The organism is Laspinema palackyanum D2c, assembly GCF_025370875.1.
Taxonomy (GTDB): Bacteria; Cyanobacteriota; Cyanobacteriia; order Cyanobacteriales; family Laspinemataceae; genus Laspinema; species Laspinema palackyanum.
Genome location: NZ_JAMXFD010000008.1, coordinates 230,688 through 251,906, shown reverse-complemented (window position 1 = coordinate 251,906; position 21,219 = coordinate 230,688). Strand labels below are relative to the sequence as shown.

12 protein-coding genes are annotated in these 21,219 nt (G+C 48.8%); 8 read left to right on the top strand and 4 right to left on the bottom strand.

Annotation, left to right across the window (positions count from 1 at the left end):
• The first annotated feature begins 184 nt into the window (after nucleotides 1–184).
• From tnpA to NG795_RS12730, 8 genes are all read left to right on the top strand, one after another.
• The gene (gene tnpA / locus NG795_RS12765; RefSeq protein WP_367289040.1) at nucleotides 185–640 is read left to right on the top strand and encodes an IS200/IS605 family transposase; all 456 of its coding nucleotides are present in this window, start codon (nucleotides 185–187) and stop codon (nucleotides 638–640) included.
• 486 nt (nucleotides 641–1,126) lie between these two features.
• Nucleotides 1,127–5,476 (top strand): Eco57I restriction-modification methylase domain-containing protein, encoded by a 4,350-nt coding sequence (locus tag NG795_RS12760; protein WP_367289039.1) that lies wholly within the window; start codon nucleotides 1,127–1,129, stop codon nucleotides 5,474–5,476.
• A 536-nt stretch (nucleotides 5,477–6,012) separates the two neighbouring features.
• Nucleotides 6,013–10,011 carry a DISARM system helicase DrmA gene (drmA, locus tag NG795_RS12755; RefSeq protein ID WP_367289038.1) on the top strand — a complete coding sequence of 1,333 codons (3,999 nt, stop codon included), beginning with the start codon at nucleotides 6,013–6,015 and terminating at the stop codon, nucleotides 10,009–10,011.
• A gap of 409 nt (nucleotides 10,012–10,420) precedes the next feature.
• On the top strand, nucleotides 10,421–12,295 hold the full coding sequence (drmB, locus tag NG795_RS12750) for a DrmB family protein (protein ID WP_367289037.1): 1,875 nt from the start codon (nucleotides 10,421–10,423) through the stop codon (nucleotides 12,293–12,295).
• Nucleotides 12,292–13,083, top strand: a complete 792-nt coding sequence (gene drmC, locus NG795_RS12745; RefSeq protein ID WP_367289036.1) for a DISARM system phospholipase D-like protein DrmC — start codon at nucleotides 12,292–12,294, stop codon at nucleotides 13,081–13,083. Before drmB ends, drmC begins: the two co-directional genes overlap by 4 nt.
• 272 nt (nucleotides 13,084–13,355) lie before the next feature.
• Nucleotides 13,356–14,336 (top strand): RpnC/YadD family protein, encoded by a 981-nt coding sequence (locus tag NG795_RS12740; RefSeq protein ID WP_367289035.1) that lies wholly within the window; start codon nucleotides 13,356–13,358, stop codon nucleotides 14,334–14,336.
• A gap of 195 nt (nucleotides 14,337–14,531) precedes the next feature.
• Nucleotides 14,532–15,512, top strand: a complete 981-nt coding sequence (locus NG795_RS12735) for an RpnC/YadD family protein (protein ID WP_367289034.1) — start codon at nucleotides 14,532–14,534, stop codon at nucleotides 15,510–15,512.
• Between the two features lie 189 nt (nucleotides 15,513–15,701).
• Nucleotides 15,702–16,022: a hypothetical protein gene (locus NG795_RS12730; RefSeq protein ID WP_367289033.1), complete on the top strand. Its 321-nt coding sequence runs from the start codon at nucleotides 15,702–15,704 to the stop codon at nucleotides 16,020–16,022.
• Between the two features lie 91 nt (nucleotides 16,023–16,113).
• Here the strand turns inward: NG795_RS12730 and NG795_RS12725 are convergent, their stop codons facing one another.
• The 4 genes from NG795_RS12725 to NG795_RS12710 form a co-directional block, all read right to left on the bottom strand.
• Nucleotides 16,114–16,437, bottom strand: coding sequence for an S-layer protein (locus NG795_RS12725; RefSeq protein WP_367289032.1), 324 nt, complete (start codon nucleotides 16,435–16,437; stop codon nucleotides 16,114–16,116).
• A 68-nt stretch (nucleotides 16,438–16,505) separates the two neighbouring features.
• Entirely contained in the window at nucleotides 16,506–17,348 is an 843-nt protein-coding gene (locus NG795_RS12720) for a CPBP family intramembrane glutamic endopeptidase (RefSeq protein WP_367289031.1), read from the bottom strand.
• A 16-nt stretch (nucleotides 17,349–17,364) separates the two neighbouring features.
• Complete coding sequence (gene clpS, locus NG795_RS12715) at nucleotides 17,365–17,646, bottom strand: ATP-dependent Clp protease adapter ClpS (RefSeq protein WP_015146967.1); 282 nt, start codon at nucleotides 17,644–17,646, stop codon at nucleotides 17,365–17,367.
• Nucleotides 17,647–17,935: 289 nt separating this feature from the next.
• A complete protein-coding gene (locus NG795_RS12710) occupies nucleotides 17,936–21,118 on the bottom strand; it encodes a DUF7948 domain-containing protein (protein WP_367289030.1) in 3,183 nt (1,060 codons plus the stop codon).
• Nucleotides 21,119–21,219: the final 101 nt, after the last annotated feature.

Here is a 21,219-nt window from a genome sequence, read left to right as displayed (position 1 = left end):
GGAGGGATTTACAAACTCTTCAGTCGGATTTATCCGACTTTCGGTGTTAGGCGGGGGTTTAAACCCCCGCCGGGTTGGGGGGCGATCGCCCCCCAACCCCCCGCCAGATCTGTTAGGTTTGAAATCCCGCCAAATCTTTGATAAAATCCTATGAATTAAAAAAACTGACTCAGGAGAAATGGGTATGTCTCTCTGGCGAATCTATTATCATTTGGTATGGGCCACTAAGAAGCGTCAACCTTTGATAACTCCAGAGAGAGAACCTGTATTGTATCAATATATTATCGGAAAAGCTAACGCCCTGGGATGCATAGTTCATGCCATTGGTGGCATAGAAAACCATATTCATTTGGTCGTTTCTATTCCGCCTAGTTTATCCGTGGCCGAATTTGTCAAACATATTAAAGGGAGTAGTGCCTATCATTTGAATCATACGGGTGGTGAACCCACTCTAAAATTTGGATGGCAAGACGGTTATGGAGTATTTTCTGTAGGTCGAAAGCAACTGGATATAGCAGTGAACTACGTTCAAAATCAGAAAATTCATCATCAAAATAACACAGAGATCGCCGCTTTGGAACAAATGAGCGATCGAGATGATCCCCCCTCAATCTGGCATTCCCCTCAGTTTGATAAATAAAGACATTTGGGGGGTTGTCGGGCGAATCGGTTGGAAACCGACTGGGACCATTCCAGGGATTTACAAAATCTTCAGTCGGTTTCTAACCGACTTAAGCTGTTAGGCGGGGGTTTGAACCCCCGCCGGATGACGCGATCTACCCCCGCCGGATGACGCGATCTACCCCCGCCGGATGACGCGATCTACCCCCGCCGGATGACGCGATCTACCCGCCGGATGACGCGATCTACCCGCCGGATGACGCGATCTACCCCCGCCGGATGACGCGATCTACCCCCGCCGGATGAGGCGATCTACCCCCGCCGGATGACGCGATCTACCCCCGACGGATGACGCCATCTACCCCCGCCGGATGACGCGATCTACCCCCGCCGGATGACGCGATCTACCCGCCGGATGACGCGATCTACCCCCGCCGGATGACGCGATCTACAGGGATATGGACAGGCGATTCTCGAATCGCCCCTACAGGGATATGGTTAAATAATGGAACCCCCTATTCTTCACGAAACCATGTCTATCCCCCGTCATCATGCTGAATGGTTGTCTCTGGTGGAGGCATCCGGTCCTTTTCTGAATATGAATGTGCTGCTGGACGCCTTTCCCCAGGGGTTGGATTCCCATGACCCTGACTCGTTTCGGACTCTGAAACAGGCGTATCAAGAATGGCAGGATGACAACGGCGATGGGATTCATCGGATGTGGATTGAGTGGGTGTTGCGGGAGATTTTGGAGTTTCCCCAGGAAGTCTTGTTAACGGGACCGCAGATTTCTGGGGGTCTGGGGGTGACTATTGCAGAACATCAGGAAACCCTTCGTCCCAATTGGGTGGTGGCGCATCCTGATACCGGGAAACCTCGGGTTTTGGTGCAATTTGTTCCCCCGAAACAAGGGTTAGAGAGGCAGATGGGGGGGTCCCGGTGGATTGCATCTCCGGCAACTCGGATGATGGAGTTGTTGCGGGGAACTGGGGTAGGATTGGGTTTGGTGACGAATGGCGAACATTGGATGCTGGTGAATGCGCCTCGGGGTGGGGTGGAACTGTTGCCTGGGGTGAAATATCAGAACCCTTCGCCGACGGTGAGTTATATTTCCTGGTATGCCAATCTCTGGATTGAGGAAAAGATTACTCTACGCGCCTTTAGAAGTTTGTTGGGGGTTCGCCGGTTCTTTGGGGTGGAAGATGATGAAACTTTGGAAGCGCTTTTGGCGAAAAGTGCCGACTCTCAGGAGGAGGTGACGAACCAGTTAGGGGTTCAGGTTCGTAAAGCGGTTGAGGTGTTGGTGCAAAAGTTAGATAAGATTGACCAAGACCGCGATCGCAGGTTATTAAAGGAGATATCTGAACGGGAACTGTACGAGGCGGCGCTATTTGTGATGATGCGCTTGGTGTTCCTGTTTTCAGCGGAAGAGAAAGGGTTGTTGCTGTTAGGCGATCGCCTCTATGACCAATCCTATGCCGTTTCCACCCTGCGCGCTGAATTGCGAGAAATGGCGGATAATTATGGCGAGGAAATTTTAGAACGGCGTCATGATGCCTGGTGTCGGTTGTTGGCAACCTTTCGGGTAGTATTTGACGGGGTGGAACATGATTTATTGCGGTTGCCTGCTTATGGGGGGGATTTGTTTAACCCGGATAAATTCCCCTTTTTGGAAGGAAGAAGTGCGGGGAATTGGCGGGAGACTTTGGCGCAACCGCTTCCCGTGGATAATCGCACGGTGTTACATCTGTTGGAAGCGTTGCAAATCTTGCAGGTGAAAGTGCCAGGAGGGGGAACCGAAGCGCGCCGGTTGTCCTTTCGGGCGTTGGAAGTGGAACAGATTGGTCATGTGTATGAGGGGTTGTTAGATCATACCATTGTCCGGGCCAGTTCTCCGGTGTTGGGATTGGTGGGAACAAAGGATAAAGAACCGGAGGTGGCATTAGAGGAGTTGGAGGCGCAGTGGCAGGCGGGGGAAGCGGAACTGATTCAGTTTTTGAAGAAGGTAACCGGGCGATCGCCTTCGGCATTGCAGAAATTAGTTCCGGGTGAGGCGGTGAGTGGGCGTTTGGGAAGGACTGAAGGGGTTAGTACGAACGGGGAGAAGATAACGACTGAAGTCGTTACTACGAACGGGGAGAAGAGAACGACTGAAGTCGTTACTACGAACTTGGGGAAATTTTTAGTTGCTTGTAACAATGACCGACAACTGTGGGAACGGGTGAAACCGTTTGCGGAATTGATTCGCTGGGATACCTTTGAATATCCGGTGATATTTCCCTCGGGGAGTGTTTATGTGACTCAAGGGAGTGACAGACGGGAAACGGGTACTCACTATACTCCCAAGAGTTTAACCGAGGAAATTGTCCGCTATACCTTGGAACCGTTGGTGTATCGGGGAGTTGCGGAAGGGAAACCGAAGGAAGAGTGGGAATTGAAACCGGCAGCAGAATTGCTAACTCTGAAAATCTGCGATATGGCGATGGGTTCGGGGGCATTTTTGGTCCAAACTTGTCGCTATTTAGCAGAAAGATTAGTGGAGAGTTGGGAAGTTAGTAGTGACTCGTTTAGGAGTCAAATAACTCCTGAAGGAGTGACTCCGAACGTGATACCGGAAGGGAATCTTTCTAAACCGGAATTGTCCGAAACTTTGATACCGGAGGATGCGGAGGAACGGTTTACCGTTGCCAAGCGAATTGTCGTGGAACGCTGTATCTATGGGGTGGATAAGAATCCCTTGGCAGTGGAGATGGCGAAGTTATCTTTATGGTTGGAAACCTTGCAGAAGGCTAAACCCTTTACCTTTTTGGATCATGCCCTGAAATGTGGGGATTCCTTGGTGGGAGTGACTTTGGAACAGTTGCGCTGTTGGAATTTAGACCTATCGGAAGGGGTACAGTTCGACATCGGGAGTCATTTAGTCCGTCGGGAAATTGATGAAGCGATTCAGTTGCGGGTGCAAATTGCCTCTAAACCCGCAGATACCCCGCAAGAACAACAGGAAAAGGCGCGATTGTTGTCGGAAGCAACGGCGCGCATGAAGGATTTCCAGGACCGTTGCGATTTATTGGTTTCCAGTTATTTGGTGGAGGGAAATGCCAAAGAACGGGAGGCAATTCGCCAGCGATTGTTATTCGTGGCAAAGGGAGAGAAAGATGTTTCACCCCAGGACCGCGCGAAGTTACCAGATTTAGACAAGTTATCTCCATTTCATTGGGAACTCGAATTCCCGGAAGTCTTCCTCACCAATTCCTCACCCTCTCCCCTTCATCCTTCATCCTTCATCCTTCATCCTTCATCCTCCGGATTTGATGCCTTGGTAGGCAATCCGCCCTTTATGGGAGGGCAAAAGATAACGGGAACGTTAGGAACGCCTTACCGGGATTATTTAGTGGAATGGTTGGCAATTGGAACGAAAGGCAGTGCAGATTTATGTGCTTATTTCTTTCTGCGAGGGCAACAATTAATTCAGGCAAATGGCGGATTTGGTTTAGTGGCAACCAATACCATCGCCCAAGGGGATACCCGAGAAGTGGGGTTAGACCAATTAGTAACAAAAGGGGGAATCATTCCTCGCGCCGTTCCCAGTCGTCCTTGGCCGGGAACTGCTAGTTTAGAAGTTGCTTATGTCTGGTGGTATCAGGGGAAATGGCAGGGAAATTTTGTTTTAGAGGATAAAGTTGTTTCGGGGATTACTCCTTATTTAACTGTACCCGGTCAATCTGCGGGAAATCCTTATCGATTAGCTGAAAATCAGGGTAAATCTTTTCAAGGTTCTAATGTTTTGGGTCTGGGGTTTACGATGACTCCAGAGGAAGCACAAGAGTTAATAAAAAAAGACCCGCGCAATCAAGAGGTGTTGTTTCCCTATTTGAATGGACAGGATTTAAACTCCAATCCGGACCAATCGCCGAGTCGCTGGGTGATTAATTTTCAAGATTGGCCTTTGGATGCGGAACATGATGACCAGAAAAAGCCCAAAGGTCCTCCTTATGCGGTTGATTATCCCGATTGTTTAGCAATTGTTGAGGAGAAGGTTAAACCGGAAAGAGAAGCTAATAAATATAGTAAATCTGCCCGTGAAAAATGGTGGCTATATGAGAGAAATAGGCCAGAACTTTATGAGGCAATCTCGGGGTGTAATCGGGTTTTAGTTGCCGCTAGAGTTAGTAAATTACTTATTATGGAGTTTGTTCCTTCGAGTATTGTTTTTAGTGAGCAATTAGTTGTTTTGCCTTTTACTACCACTGGTTATCTGACATTACTACAATCATCAATTCATAACGTTTGGGCCTGGGATAAATGTTCAACAATGCGAGATGCAGGTATTCGCTACTCTCCCACAGATGGTTTTGAAACCTTCCCCTTCCCCCCCGTTTGTAGTGACTCCTTCAGGAGTCATCAAAATGCAACCCCTGAAGGGGTTACTACGAACGAATTAGAAGAAATTGGAGAAAAATACTATAATTACCGCCAACAAATCATGACCACTCGACAAGAGGGACTTACCAAAACCTATAACCGCTTTCACGAACCGAAAGAAACCGACGAAGATATCCAAACCCTGCGAGACTTGCACATTCAAATGGATAACGCCGTCGCCACCGCCTACAGTTGGACCGACCTAAAACTCAATCACGGATTCCACGAAACCAAACAGGGAATCCGGTTTACCATTAGCGAAGATGCCAGACGGGAAATATTAGACCGCCTGTTGCAACTCAACCACCAACGCTACGCCGAAGAAGTCGCCGCTGGGTTACATGATAAAGGCAAGAAAAAAGGAGGGAAGAGTAAAGGGAAGAAAAGCAGTCAATCCAACAGTTCACCGGGTCAACTGGCGATCGAGTTTTAGGGGATTGGGGGTATCCGTGGGTTGCCGGAATCTGTAGTTAGCGGCATCCGGCGGGGGTTTAAACCCCCGCCTAATAGCTAAAGTCGGTTAGAAACCGACTGAAAACGGTGAATTTATGTTCAGCATTGTTATTGTAAATTGGTGCTTTTCCCTCCAGCATCCCAGTCGGATTTATCCGACTTTAGCTATTAGGCGGGGGTTTGAACCCCCGCCGGTTTATCGGGGTTACTGAAAACGGTGAATTTATGTTCAGCATTGTTATTGTAAATTGGTGCTTTTCTCTCCAGCATCCCAGTCGGATTTATCCGACTTTAGCTATTAGGCGGGGGTTTGAACCCCCGCCGGTTTATCTATTAGGCCGCCAATCGTTTGAACCCCCGCCGGTTTATCGGGGTTACCAGACAAACGCTATTTATCGATTTGGATGAATATTATATTACGAGTTATGATAAAATATTAGGCATTCTCTCCCAACTCTTCCAATCGCAGTAAATCCACTTAATCCTACAACCCCTTATTTTCGGATGTGATTCGTTATGCAAATCATCAAACTTCCCCCGGTCCTTCCAGAAAATTTAGACCTCGCAGCGATTAATCGAGACTTGCGCGAGGGTAAGGCGCAATTAGATTGGAGTAGGGTCCAATCTGCCCCGGATGAAGTTTTAGAGATTTTATTGGCAGGGATTGACTCGGAGTGTGAGGGGTTGAATCTGGATGATGGGGTCAGCGATCGCATGATTCAGGTTGTCTGTAACTTTTTTAAACGGCGGCGAGAGAATATCTCGGCAGAAACAATTCCCAAAAAACCGGCATCCCCAAAATCTCAACCGATTAAATCAACCGATGGGGAAACTCAACTCAGCTTTCTTAGAACTGAATATACTGCTGCAACTCATCCCGAAAAAACGGGAAGTCTCATCGAAGCGAAGATGATTCTCCAAACTCCAGCAGAAACTTTACCCCCTGCCTCTATTTTTACTAAACCTTCTCCTGCACAAATCCGGGCAGAATTAGAGGAATTAATTATTCAGGATTTACTGGGTCCGGTGAATGGAGAGACTGAGGAAATTAACGAAAATCGCGTGACGGACCGCTATTTAGTTGGTGTACTCGCCCCTTTGAAGCGACAGAAGGGGAAGGATGAGGGGACGGAGGAACAGCAAGATGAATTGGCGGTGGGGGGAAAGGATAATTCCGAGGAAGGAACAACGGAGAAAACCGTGGCGATTCCCTCGACGATGTTTCCCTCTTCGATGGGACTGACTTTTTGTGTGGAGAATACTGCTGAAAGTTTAGAAATTACGGCATCTTGGGGAAAATATGACCGGGAAAAAAGTGAAATTTTGACCCAGGAGAATGGCAACCCTGAAACAGTTTGGAAACGATATGCGATCGCCGGGAGTCGCATCCAACCCCTGAAACAAAATCACCGCTTTGAATGGGTTCCCAATGCTGAACAATCAGGGGAAATTGTTGTTAGGGGTCAGTCTCGCCGGATGGATAATGGGGATTGGATTGTTACGGTGTTTCTGGTGAATGGACAACAGGAACCCGCCAAATTACGCGATCGCGCTTGGATGTTCCAACCGGAGTTAAAAATTCGGTCCGGCGATAAAAATAATCCGGATATATTTATCAAACGGCCCTTACCTTTGGCCCTAGAACATCTTGATCCAATGATTCGGGCGGAAAATGAAGCAATGGGGATGTTGTATCGCCGTCAGGTGGAGTTTGCTGTGGGACATGGGGTGAGTGTGGCGGTGAAACAACCCCCACGGAACATCCCCGGGGATGAGTTGCCGGAGGAAACTTCATCCTGCCTCAATCGGGCAACGGAACTCACAACGAGTTTTATCCCCCGATACGAAGTACCCAAAACTACCCCACCGAATGTGGAAGAAATCCCAGAATTGGCGGGGTTGAGTTTAGATATGAAGGAACTCGCCCAAGTCAATCCGCAAGACTTACCGGGATTATTAACCCCGTTACCGGATGCTTATGCCAGTTGGATTGCCCAGCAACAGGACCGTTTGCAGCAACCTAGGGAGGGACTCGACCCCTGGAGAGAAGCAGCAAAACGGGCGATCGCCAACTGCCAAGAAACCTTAAGACGGATTCGCGAAGGAATTGCCCTATTGCAAACCAACTCCCAAGCGATTCAGGGGTTTCAATTTGCCAATGCCGCCATGTGGCAGCAACGCCTCCATAGTCTTTATGCGGAAAAAGTCCGCCGGGGAGAAACGGTCACCCTAGAGGCGTTGGATACGCCTAAAAATCGCAGTTGGTATCCGTTTCAGTTAGCGTTTGTGCTGCTGAATCTCCCCAGTCTCACGGATTTGCATCACGGCGATCGCACTCATCCCACGGAGGCAACAGCAGATTTACTCTGGTTTCCCACGGGAGGCGGTAAAACCGAGGCGTATCTGGGGTTAACTGCTTATACTTTAGCCATTCGCCGTCTGCAAGGCACCGTAGGCAGTCGCGACGGGGAAAATGGGGTAGCAGTTTTGATGCGCTATACCCTCCGCCTGCTGACCCTGCAACAATTCCAACGGGCCACCACCCTCATTTGTGCCTGTGAGTCCCTTCGCCGCGATGATGAGCAAACCTGGGGGAAAGTGCCGTTTAGAATTGGCCTCTGGGTGGGTAACAGTAGCACTCCTAATTATACCTCCCAAAGTGATGAATTTGTCAAGCAAAAACGCGGCCAATCTTATACCGGAGGAACAGGGTCACCCCACCAACTGACCAACTGTCCCTGGTGTGGCAGTGCGATCGACCCGGGGAAACATATCCATGTTGACTCGGTGGAGAAAGGTAGAGGACGGACGGTGATTCAATGTGGCGATGCGATCGGGCGTTGTCTGTTTTCTAAGGGGGAAGGATTGCCGGTGGTGGTTGTTGATGAAGAGATTTATCGCTGCCTGCCTTCGTTATTAATTGCCACCGTGGATAAATTTGCCCAAATGCCTTGGAAAGGGGAAGTGCAAATGCTATTTGGGAAAGTGAGTGGATACTGCGATCGGCATGGATTTCGGTCCCCGGACCTCCAAGATGAAAATAGCCATAAAAAAACCACCAAACTCCCCGCTGCCAAAACCGTCCCCCATCGCAATTTACGGCCCCCAGATTTAATTATTCAAGATGAATTGCACCTGATTAGTGGTCCATTAGGAACCCTCGTCGGACTCTATGAAACCGCCGTGGATGAACTCGCCTCCTGGGAAGTCAACGGCCAAAAAGTCCGCCCCAAAGTTGTCGCCTCCACCGCCACCATTCGCCAAGCACAAACCCAAGTCAACAACCTATTTTTACGCAGTTTGCAAGTCTTTCCCCCCCAAGGATTAGACATCGAAGACAACTTCTTTTCTCGCCAACGAGACCCCAGCGAAGACTACCCGGGACGGCGATACTTAGGAATTTGCGCCCCAGGTAAACGCTTGAAAGCGGCGATGATTCGGGTCTATGTCGCCACCCTAGCATCCGCCCAAACCTTGTATGAAAAATATGGCAAAGACGTTGATTCTTGGATGACGTTAGTCGGCTATTTTAACTCATTGCGAGAATTAGGAGGAACCCGCCGCTTAGTGGAAGATGACATCCGTACCCGCCTGACGAAAATGGAACAACGGGGATTAGGCAAACGGATGTTAAACAACTTAGATGAGTTAACCTCGCGCAAAGATTCCACAGAAATTCCCATCATTTTAGACAAATTAGAAGTTCCCTTTGACCCGGACCAAGCAGCGGAGAATAAAAAGCGGCGCAAAGCAGGAGAAAAGGTCAAAAATCCCGAACCCTTAGATGTTATTCTAGCAACAAATATGATTTCTGTGGGGGTGGATGTCAAGCGATTAGGGGTGATGGTGGTTTGTGGACAACCGAAGAATACTGCTGAATATATCCAAGCAACCTCCCGGGTCGGTCGAAGTTCTCCGGGATTAGTGATTACGATTTATAATTGGGCACGTCCTAGAGATTTATCTCATTACGAACGCTTTGCCCACTATCACGCAACATTCTACCAAAATGTAGAAGCGCTATCCGTGACGCCCTTTGCATCCGGGGCATTAGATAGGGGATTAACGGCGTTGTTAGTGTCTTTAATTCGGTTAGGAGATGAGGAGTTAAATGCCAATGATGCAGCAGGACATATCGAACGCGATCGCCCCTCAGTCCAAAAGGCGATCGCCACCATTGTTCAACGGGCGGAGGCGATCGGCGGCGTCCCCCAAGGACAAGCAGTCCGCCAAGAATTAGAAGCGAAATTAGACCGATGGTTATCTCAGGCAAAACCGTCACCGGGAGGGGGGATTTTGAAATATCAAATCAAAAAGCGGGAAGATACCACGATTCAATTGTTAAAAACGCCAGGAAATGCCCGGTGGCAAGATTTTACTTGTCTGAATTCTTTGCGGAATGTAGAACCGACAATTGGGTTAATCTTTACCGAAGAACCACCAGATGATGACAGCGATCGGCTTCCCCAACCCTACCGGCAAACACCGGCGGGGGATCAATCCCCCGCCTCATAGCTAAAGTTGCAACAACCGGCGGGGGATCAATCCCCCGCCTCATAGCTAAAGTCGGTTAAAACCGACTACAAATCCCACTCGATTCAGAGTGGCAGTACCTGTTGCAACAACCGGCGGGGGTTCAAACGATTGGCGGCCTCATAGCTAAAGTCGGTTAAAACCGACTACAAATCCCACTCGATTCAGACTGGCATTCGGTTTTAACCGACTTAATTATGTTAGATTTTAACCCCCGACTATTCTTGCCACTGGATCAGACTTGCAGTCGGTTTTAACCGACTTTAGCTGTTAGGCGGGGGTTTGAACCCCCGCCGGTTGTTGCTGTTAGGTTTGAACCCCCGCCAATTGTTGCTGTTAAGTTTGAACCCCCGCCAATTGTTCCTATTTCCTATCCCCTATTTCCCCTATTATGAACTCCAACAAAAATTACAAATACCGAGTCGGTGAACTCCGTCCCAGTCAAATTCTCTTTTCCTTCGGAGTCGGCGCAGTTGCTGATTTACCCAATCTTTCCGTCATGATTATGGGATTAGAAGATTGGGACAAATCCCGCAGTGTCGAATTGCCCGAAGAACGATTACTGTCAGCAGTTCGTCAAAAATTAGGGTCTCAAGTCAAGCAACTGCTGTCCCCGCCACTCCCTTCGGATGAAAGTAATTCCCTGAGTTCTCCAGAGGAACTCTCCCGCATCGGCATTCCCGTCGCCCCTTTTCCCGGTTGGGTCGTTTGTCCCAGATGTCGATTATTAGCCCCTTTAAAATCAGGATTTTTCCAATTAAAAAGTAATCCCTATCGTCCCGCTGAAACCCACTATGTTCATGAAAATTGTTCCAAATCCAGAAGACCCCCGAAAGTAATTCCTGTGCGCTTTTTAGCTGCTTGCGATCGCGGACATTCAGATGATTTTCCCTGGTTGTACTTTGTCCATCATGGTAACACCAGTTGTCCCGGTCCTTTGCGCTTAGAAGAACGGGGAATTTCTGGAACTGCTGCGGATATTATGGTGTATTGCGATCGCTGCGAAACCTCCCGCCCCCTCTCCGATGCTTTTGGAGAAAAAGGCAAGCAAAATATGCCCAACTGTCGGGGTCGCCATCCCCACCTTCGCAACTTTGATGATGAATGCGACCAACAGATGAAAGGATTACTCTTAGGCGCATCCAATAGCTGGTTTTCCATCACCTTATCCGCCCTTTCTATTCCCACCCAATCGGGGAAATTAGCCGAATTAGTGACCCAGAACTGGACGCGGTTAAGTAAAGCAACTACTCCAGAAGTTTTGGGAATTCTATTATCGGCCTTTCAATCTGGGGGAGAAATGCAAGACTTGACTCCCTATCCAATTCCCCAAATTTGGGAGGCAATCCAACAAAAACAAAGCGGGGAAGAAACCAACGAATTAAAAGACCTCAAAACCCCAGAATGGAAATTTTTATCCGCTGCTGACCCCCAGCAAAACACCTCAGACTTTCAACTCCGTCCCGTTGCTTCTCCCCAAAACTATACCGATTATTTCAAACAAATTGTTTTAGTAGAACGACTCCGAGAAGTGAGGGCGCTAATCGGGTTCACGCGGCTGCAATCTCCCGGCGACTTTACAGATTTAGACGAGATTCCCGAAAAATATTGGGTAAACCTCAGCCGCAATCTTCCCAGTTGGGTTCCTGCCACGGAAGTCAAAGGCGAAGGAATTTTTATAGAATTCAATGAAGAATTAATCCAAAAATGGGAAAAGCAAGAGAAGGTAAAAAAACGGGAAGACCAAATCCGCGTCGCCCACAAAGATTGGTTAAACAGCCGAAATCTTGACCCAGATAAACCCAATTTTCCCGGAATTCGTTATAGTTTAATCCATTCCTTTGCCCATGCTTTAATGCGACAACTTGCCATAGAATGTGGCTATAATGCCGCTAGTTTGCGAGAACGAATTTACTCTCAATTACCCACGGATGACAACGGCCCTCAAGCCGGGGTGTTAATTTATACCGCCTCAGCAGATAGTGAGGGAACATTAGGTGGATTGGTGAATTTAGGAGAACCGGCCACGTTTGGATATCATGTTACCCAAGCTTTAGAACAAATGCGCCTCTGTGCCTCCGACCCCCTTTGTGCGGAACATCAGCCTGCGGAAGGCAACCCGGCATTACACTGGGCGGCTTGTCATGCTTGCTTATTCAGTCCAGAAACCTCCTGCGAACGCGGAAATAAGTTTTTAGACCGATCGCTGTTGGTTGCCACGGTAGAAGACAAGAATTTGGCCTTTTTTGACCAAAAACAGTGGTGAACAGTCCCTTAATCGAGCAAATTTACCGCGTTGCTACCATTTTGCCACCCGACACTTTACAGCGTTTGGTGGCACAATTGACCAACGAACCTCTCAACGACTTAGAAAGCTGCGATCGCCTCCTCAATCAATTCCCCAACCCCAAATTCCGCCGCCTGATTGCTGAATTGCTGACCATTTGGCAACAGGATAGCCACAACTGGGATAGCCGTAGTGTCGCCTTAGCCTTACAAAGTACCCAACAGGCGATCGCAACCCGCCAACAAGCCTTAAACGTCGAATTAGTTTGGACTGGACCCGAACCCTCCCTCCTCCCGATCCGCAGGACCGATCGCGTTTTGCTGCAATTAATCGAACAAACCCAACAACAACTCACCTTAGTCAGTTTTGCCATTTACAAAATTCCCGAAATCGCAACCGCAATGGAATCCGCCCTCAATCGCGGCGTGAATGTGAGAATTATTGCCGAAACCCCCACCTCCGGAGGCGGGAAAATTCCCTTTGGACTGCGGGAAACCTTGAGTGCAGACCTATTAAATCGCCTTCAAATCTTCGTTTGGCCCTTAGAAAAACGGCCAAAAGACCCCACCGGGCGATACGGTTCCCTGCACATCAAAGCCGTGATAGGCGATCGGCACCACCTCTTCCTCACCAGCGCCAATCTCACCGAATATGCCCTCTCCTTAAATTTAGAACTCGGAATTTTAATTCACAGCCCTGATTTAGCCACCCAAGTCATGGATTTACTAGACCATTTAATCACCAACGGCATTTTAATCCAAACCTAAAAGATAGAACCCACATTTCACCCTTCAGCCTGTCATATTACAATCAGCCCTAAACCCCACAAGCAGGCTACCCGAAGACCCCCTCAAGAGAAACCGAAACTCCATCCCTAAGACCTCCGCTTAGTAGTCAAGCCGCAGTAGAGATGATAAATTAAACTTATCTCTACTGCTTTTTGTTTCAAATAAAATTGTTTCAATAAAGTAGGTTGAATTATGCAATCAAAACCCCCACCTATTGTATAATAACATTATCTAAACGCCACGCATCTATCATGGAATATGAATCGGTAAAAGCCGACTATGATGCCCCGTGGAAAGAAGCAATTACCCTCTACTTTGAACAATTTCTCAAATTCTTCTTTCCCGACATTCATCGCCAAATCGACTGGAGTCAACCCTATCGTTCTCTAGACAAAGAACTGCTAGAACTAGGCCGAGACTCCGAAGTTGGTACTCAATTTCCCGATAAACTGTTTGAAGTTAAACTCATCAACGGCAATCCTCTGTGGATACTGATTCACGTCGAAGTGCAGAGTCAATATGTTAAAGACTTCAGCCAACGGATCTATCAGTATAACTACCGCGCCTTTGACCAATACAACAAACCCGTGGTCAGCATTGCCATTCTCGGAGATGATAACGCCTCATGGCGACCCACAGAATATGCCTATACCCTGGGGGAATATCAACTCAAACTGCATTTCCCCATAGTCAAACTCTTAGACTACCAAACCCGGTGGGAACAGTTAGAATCAGAACAGAATCCCTTTGCGCTGATGGTCAGGGCTCATTTAAAAACCCAGGCCACCAACCGCAAAATGGACGAACGGAAACAGTGGAAATGGATCCTAATCCGTTCCCTGTTTGACCGAGGATATAGTCGAGAGGAAGTAGAGAATCTCTTCCGGTTCATCGACCGGATGATGAGCTTACCGAAACAACTCGAACAACAATTAAGAACCGAACTCATTGAATATCGGGAGGAAAAACAAATGCCATTCATCAGTCCGATGGAAGAACTCATCCAAGAAGAAGCAATGGAACGGGGACTTCAACAAGGCACGTTGCAAACCCAGCGCGAGAATATCTTAGACCTGTTGCAAGTCCGGTTTGGAGAAGTCCCTCAGTCCTTGGTAGAAGCGGTGAATCGTCTGGAAGATATTTCCACCCTAAAACAGCTCCATCGCCAAACAATTTCTGTTGGTTCCATAGCTGAATTTGAGCAACTCCTGAATCCCCAGACAGATAGCTAAATTCCGCTAAACGCATCGGGTACAACCATCCCTAAGACCTCCGCTTAGTAGTCAAGCCGCAGTAGAGATGATAAATTAAACTTATCTCTACTGCTTTTTGTTTCTAATAAAATTATTTCAATAAAGTAGGTTGAATTATGGAATCAAATCCCCACTTATTGTATAATAACATTATCTAAACGCCACGCATCTATCATGGAATATGAATCTGTAAAAGCCGACTATGATGCCCCGTGGAAAGAAGCAATTACCCTCTACTTTGAACAATTTCTCAAGTTCTTCTTTCCCGACATTCATCGCCAAATCGACTGGAGTCAACCCTATCAGTCCCTAGACAAAGAACTCCTAGAACTAGGCCGAGACTCCGAAGTTGGTACTCAATTTCCCGACAAACTGTTTGAAGTTAAACTCATCAACGGCAATCCTCTGTGGATACTGATTCACGTCGAAGTGCAGAGTCAATATGTTAAAGACTTCAGCCAACGGATCTATCAGTATAACTACCGCGCCTTTGACCAATACAACAAACCCGTGGTCAGCATTGCCATTCTCGGAGATGATAACGCCTCATGGCGACCCACAGAATATGCTTATACCCTGGGGGAATATCAACTCAAACTGCATTTCCCCATAGTCAAACTCTTAGACTACCAAACCCGGTGGGAACAGTTAGAATCAGAACAGAATCCCTTTGCGCTGATGGTCAGGGCTCATTTAAAAACCCAGGCCACCAACCGCAAAATGGACGAACGGAAACAGTGGAAATGGATCCTAATCCGTTCCCTGTATGAAGGTGGATATCGTCGAGAGGAAGTAGAAAATCTATTTCGGTTCATCGACCGGATGATGACTCTACCGAAACAACTCGAACAACAATTAAGAACCCAACTCGTTGAATATCGGGAGGAAAAACAAATGCCATTCATCAGTCCGATGGAAGAACTCATCCAAGAAGAAGCAATGGAACGGGGACTTCAACAAGGCACGTTGCAAACCCAGCGCGAGAATATCCTAGACCTGTTGCAAGTCCGGTTTGGGGAAGTCCCTCAGTCCTTGGTAGAAGTGGTGAATCGTCTGGAGGATATTTCTACCCTAAAACAGCTAATCCGACAAACCATTTCTGTTGGTTCCATAGCTGAATTTGAGCAACTCCTGAATCCCAGTACAGATAGCTAAATTCCACGAACCGCATCAGGTCAAACCATCCCTAAGACTTTTGCTTAGTCGTCCAACACCAGTAGAGATGATAAATTAAAATCATCTCTACTGCTTTTTAGTTATGATTAAATGATTTTCAAAAACCGGGTCAAATTCCTAATGTAAGGCCCAGAGGAAGTAGAGAATCTCTTCCGGTTTATCGACCGGATGATGACTCTACCGAAACAACTCGAACAACAATTAAGAACCGAACTCGTTGAATATCGGGAGGAAAGACAAATGCCATTCATCAGTCCGATGGAAGAACTCATCCAAGAAGAAGCAATGGAACGGGGAATTCTACAAACCCAGCGAGAGTATATCTTAGACCTTTTGCAAGTCCGGTTTGGAGAAGTCCCTCAGTCCTTGGTAGAAGCGGTGAATCGTCTGGAGGATATTTCTACCCTAAAACAGCTACTCCGACAAACCATTTCGGTTGGTTCCATAGCTGAATTTGAGCAACTCCTGGATTCCAGTACCGATCGCTAAGGTCAGCAAGTCGCGATCGCCTCTGATGTCTTGTAAGACCCCCCCTAACGGGCGATCGCCTTGGGTTCTATATCCCCTTGCACCTGAGTCTTTAAAGTGTCGGTTCTGGACTCTCTGGCAAGGTCATGGGGTTAGGTAATAAACCATCTTCCCGAATCAAGCGTTCGATTAAATTCGGAGGGGTTGCGGACCGAAATGGACCACAATAAGAAATTTTTTGGACCGATAAAAAAGCCCAATGATTTGGAGGGACATCACTAAAAAGGGGGGGCAAAAGTTCTACCTGGTCTTGCACACAAGCTTGCACAATTTCCTCACGGGAGACCGATGGGGGTGGTACTTGTTGCGATCGCCCAGGAACCGCGAAGGTGGCGATCGCCAGGAATGCAGTCGTTACGATTCGGATTGGTTGCATCACTCTCCCTTCCCTCTTTAACTATCTTTAATTCAAGGCACAGGCTTATGAATTCAGAACCTGCCGGTTTACTTCTCACTTGTAACTTTAAACTGAGCAGCACGAGCCATTCCAAAGCAGATCGCACTTAATAAAAATATCCCAGAAATCCCAGCGATCGGATTTTGGTCCATCCCCGTGATCCACTCGGGAACCGCCCCAGAATATTCGACTAATTGGCCTGTATTAATCATATAATAGCCGCAAACTAAACCCCCATGAAAGCCAATGGGTAAACCCAAGCGACCCTGACCCAATCGTTTGGCCGCAAGCAAGGTTAAACCCAGTAACAGCAACCCCGGAAACGCGGGTAAATTCCGAATCATCGCCTCCAGGGGTTTAATAAAATGTAAGAGGGCAAAAATTGTTGCATTTGCAGCGATCGCTACTGCCGGAAGGTAATCACGTTTTAACTCCTCCAACAGCCAACCGCGAAACAGCAACTCCTCAGCAAACCCGACCCCCAGGGCGATCGCCAATCCTTCTAAAATAATTTTCGGCAATCCAGCAGGATTAGGCAGTTGCCATCCCAACCACCCCAACAGGCCCTCGACTACCAATAATCCGAACAAACTCAGCAAACCAAAACCAAGACCTCCGAGGAGATCTTGGCCGTTGTTTCGAGAGAACTCTAACCCATAGTGCTTGAGAATCTGGGGTTGTCCGTAGACCCTTGATCCCCAAAATCGCACCAGGAGAATAAACTCGCCATATAAAACTGCCATTGATAAAATGCTTACCCAGTTGGGGTCCGGGACAAGCCAATAAATCGGCACCGCGATCGGAACCCAAACCGCCAAAAGCAGTGCCACAAAAATAGCCAACCTGCCTGGGGCCGGATAGTCACCGAAGCGGATCCAGTTCAATTTCACGCGATTCCCTTTACCCTTATTCGTCCGGTTCAATGGTACTGGTCAACCCATGATTTTTGAGAGTTTCGCAGTAAAACTCGGCGTGTTCAAGGGCGCAGGTAATCACCAAAGCAATCCCATTGCTATGGGCTTCCATCATAATGCTAACCGCTTGAGGCTGAGTCAAACTCGGCACGGTTTGCATTAAAGTTTGCACGACGTGTTCCATCGAGTTAAAGTCATCATTATGTAGTAAAACTCGATAACGCGGTGCTATTTTCCGAACCGTTGAAGTCTTTTCAATGGTTTCTACTGACACGGCGCTCTCCTTTAATTCAGCGATCGTAAATTTTTGCAGTCAATCCTAGGATTAGTAAGCATTCTTATTCAGAATAACTTACTAATCCATCAGCCGTGAAGACAAGGTGGGAAAACCGCACTGTTTCCCTCATCCGATTTGGAAAAAACCCTACCTCATCCTCCCCGAGGCACAGGGAATTGGCGGGGGAGACCTAACCCCCCAACCCCCTTCCCTCCTAGGGAAGGGGGAGCCGGAACAGCTATGATTCTCCCTCTGCTCTTAGGGGAGGGCCACAGGAGGTCTCATTCTAGGAAGTCGCTACCCGTCCCTCCTGTACCCCGAACAGGACAAAATGCTCAAACGCACTGCCGCCGAAGGCCCCCCGATTCAGGGCCTGGGCCACATCGATATTCCGGAACAAATAAGCCGATTCGTTGAAAACCGGACTAGGTTGACGACCCTGGAATTCGCCCTGTTCGATGAAGTGCTCGAATCCACTCTGGAAACCCCCGGCAGCAACGATCGCCGCTACATCGGGATTTTGAGTTAAATAAAATGTTTCATCAAACGCCGGATTGGGATTACGCCGCTCAAACTGCCCCGACTGGAGATAGTGACTGTAACCACTGCTGAAAATTCCTGCTGCCACCGCTTCGGCCACATCAGGATTTTGGCGGAGGTAGAAACTTTCTAAAAACAGCTTGGCATTGCGATCGCGCCCTTCAAAAAATCCCCTCTGCACGAAATGTGCAAATCCACTCGCCAACTGACCTGTCCCCACCGCCACTGCTACATCAGAATTTCGGGCTAAATACTCCCCTTCATTGAAAAACTGGGTGGGCGCAGGACGGCCCTCATCTCGGCCAAACAGCAAATAATGTTGTAACCCACTGGTGAAAGTCCCAGCGGCGACCGCTTCTGCTACCCCGGGATTTTGAGCTAAATAGGCCCCCTCATTAAAATATAGGCTCAGGGGATTGAGACCCCGTTCTGTCACCGACTGAATGAAGTTTTCAAAACGCGGTGGCGGTGGCGGTGGCGCAGGGGGTTCCGTCGGTTCTGGTGCAGGGGGGAAGGGTTCAGCACCCCCAGGACCGGGTAAAGAACCCGGACCGGGGGCCGGTGTTCCGGGAGGGACAACAATCGGTTGCGTGGGGTTGATGGGTTGGGCGATCGCCACCACAAAGGCATCCCCTTGGACACCCCCGGCAGCATTCGGCAACGGATTCACAATGGGAAAATTCGGCGACGCACTTTGACCCGTGACAAACGCCGTTCCCCCGGCATTCACCGCGATCGCATTCCCCGACTCAAACCCATTCCCTCCGAGATAGGTCAAATAGTCAATCGTCCTCCCATCGGCCAAAATTTTACCCACAAACGCATCCCCATTCCCCCCAAATCGGGGCTGAATCGGCGTAACCTGGGGTAAATCAGAGGAGGTGGTTTCTCCGGTCAAATAGACATTCCCGCGATCGTCGATCGCCATATCATTCCCCGACTCAAACCCGCTGCCACCGAGGAAGGTAGAATAAATCAAACTTCTCCCATTCGGTGCCAACTTGGTCACAAAGGCCGAGGATAACCCACTTAACTGCCCTTGAATGGGATTAAGGGTGGGGAAATCTCCCAGGGGAATCACTGCCCGGGGTTGAGCATCTCGGGGGACTCCGGTGCTTCCGGCAACATAAACGTGACCTGCCGCATCCACGGCGATCGCATTCCCCACGTCACTATCTCGGCCCCCTAAATAGGTCGAGTAAATTAACTCACTGCCATCACTACTAATTTTCGTAACAAACGCATCCCCACCCCCTCGATACCGCCGCTGTAACTCGGACACCAGGGGAAAGTTATCGGTGCTCGCTTGTCCCGTAACATACACATTCTGGTTCGCATCCACGGCGATCGCATTCCCCACATCATTCCCAAATCCCCCCAGGAACGTGGAGTAAACCAGCCCTCCGACGGGGTTAAACTTGGCCACCAACACATCGGACCCATTCCCCCCAATGGTATTTTGCACCGCACTCACCATCGGAAAATTTTCGGAAAAGGTTTGGCCCGTCACATAAAAATTCCCCTCATTATCGAGGGTAATACTATTCACCGAATCAGAGCGCGCCCCTCCAAAATAGGTCCCCAATTCGATAAATCCTCCATTAGGAGTCAGCTTGAGAATAAACCCATCAGTTTCTCCATTCGCTGCCGTCTGTGCTGTTCCCACCGTCACGGGGAAATTATCCGAACTGGTTTCTCCTACCACAAAGGCGCTGCCGCGACTGTCTACAACCACATCTAAGGCCCGGTCGTTTTCCAGGCCCCCTAAATAAGTGGAATAGAAGGCGCTGGCCCCATCAGCGGCAATCTTGGTAATAAAGGCATCAAATTTGAAGGACGGGGGATTACTAATCGTGGATTGTATGGGAATCCGCGTGGGAAAGTCTGTGGAGATAGTTCTTCCGGCGATATAGATATTTCCTTCCGCATCCAAGGCGATCGCATCCCCTTGGTCTTGCAGGGTCCCTCCCAAATAGCTGGAATATTGCAAAGTTGGGTCAATAATTAAGGCATAGTTGGGGTCATAAGCGCCTAACTCAAATCCAACTTGGCCCTCACCCAGTAATTCATACTGACCTGCCACCGCCACGCGATCGCCTTCGATATCCTGATAAATAATCGGTGCGGCCTCGATTAACTCACCCAAGGCGGTTTGCAGCACCAATGCTCCTTCCCGCAGGGTGACTGCCTCAATTCCGCTATAGTCCAACCGAATTTGCCCCGGATCCGCTCCTGGGTCCACCACAAATTCCCGTTTGAGTTCCCCTTCGGTGCCGCGATAGACCAAATCAATCCCGTCATAAAGGTCCCGATAGGCAATGCCTTGGTAGGTGGGAAGATTCCCCGACCAACTGGACTCATCGGACCCGGATAAGAAATTCGCCAATCCCGGCAAGGGTTCTATCCCTTCGATTACCGGATTGCCATTCGCCCCCACAAACTCTAGGCGGACCACGGAGGATTGCAGTTCATCGGATTCTGGGTCCGGTTGTGCAGCGACGCTGAACACCACCTCATCGGGGGTAAAGAAAATCCCATGAGAAGCCCCTCGGACCGAAAAATTCACCGTGGGGTCAAGTTGCCCTGCATTGGGAATAAAACTTAACGGTAGTTGGGCTAGATTGGGGACCTGTTCACCAATCAAAGGGTCCCCGGGAGTATCCTCGGGGGAAACTAATTCCAGCGGAGCGACCAAGCGTCCTTCCTGCTGACCATAGAGCAGCCAATGTTGCCACCCACTCTCAAACTGGCCGGTGCTAACCGCCTCAGCCACATCGGGATAGGCATTCAAATAAAACTCAGCATCGAATCCCGTGCCTGCCGCTTCAGTGGTCAGAGGCAACAGCCCAGAGGCATTTACCAGACTAGACGGTTCTAGTGGCGATCGCCATTCGATTTCCAACCCCTCGACATCCATCTTGTTTTGCATCGTAAAAGTGTTTTAAATCAGACCAAAGCCGCACGATTCGGCAAGGGTAAGGCGTTCTGCCTGCTGGGAATCCATCGTGCTGGGTGTGATCATAGCCGATC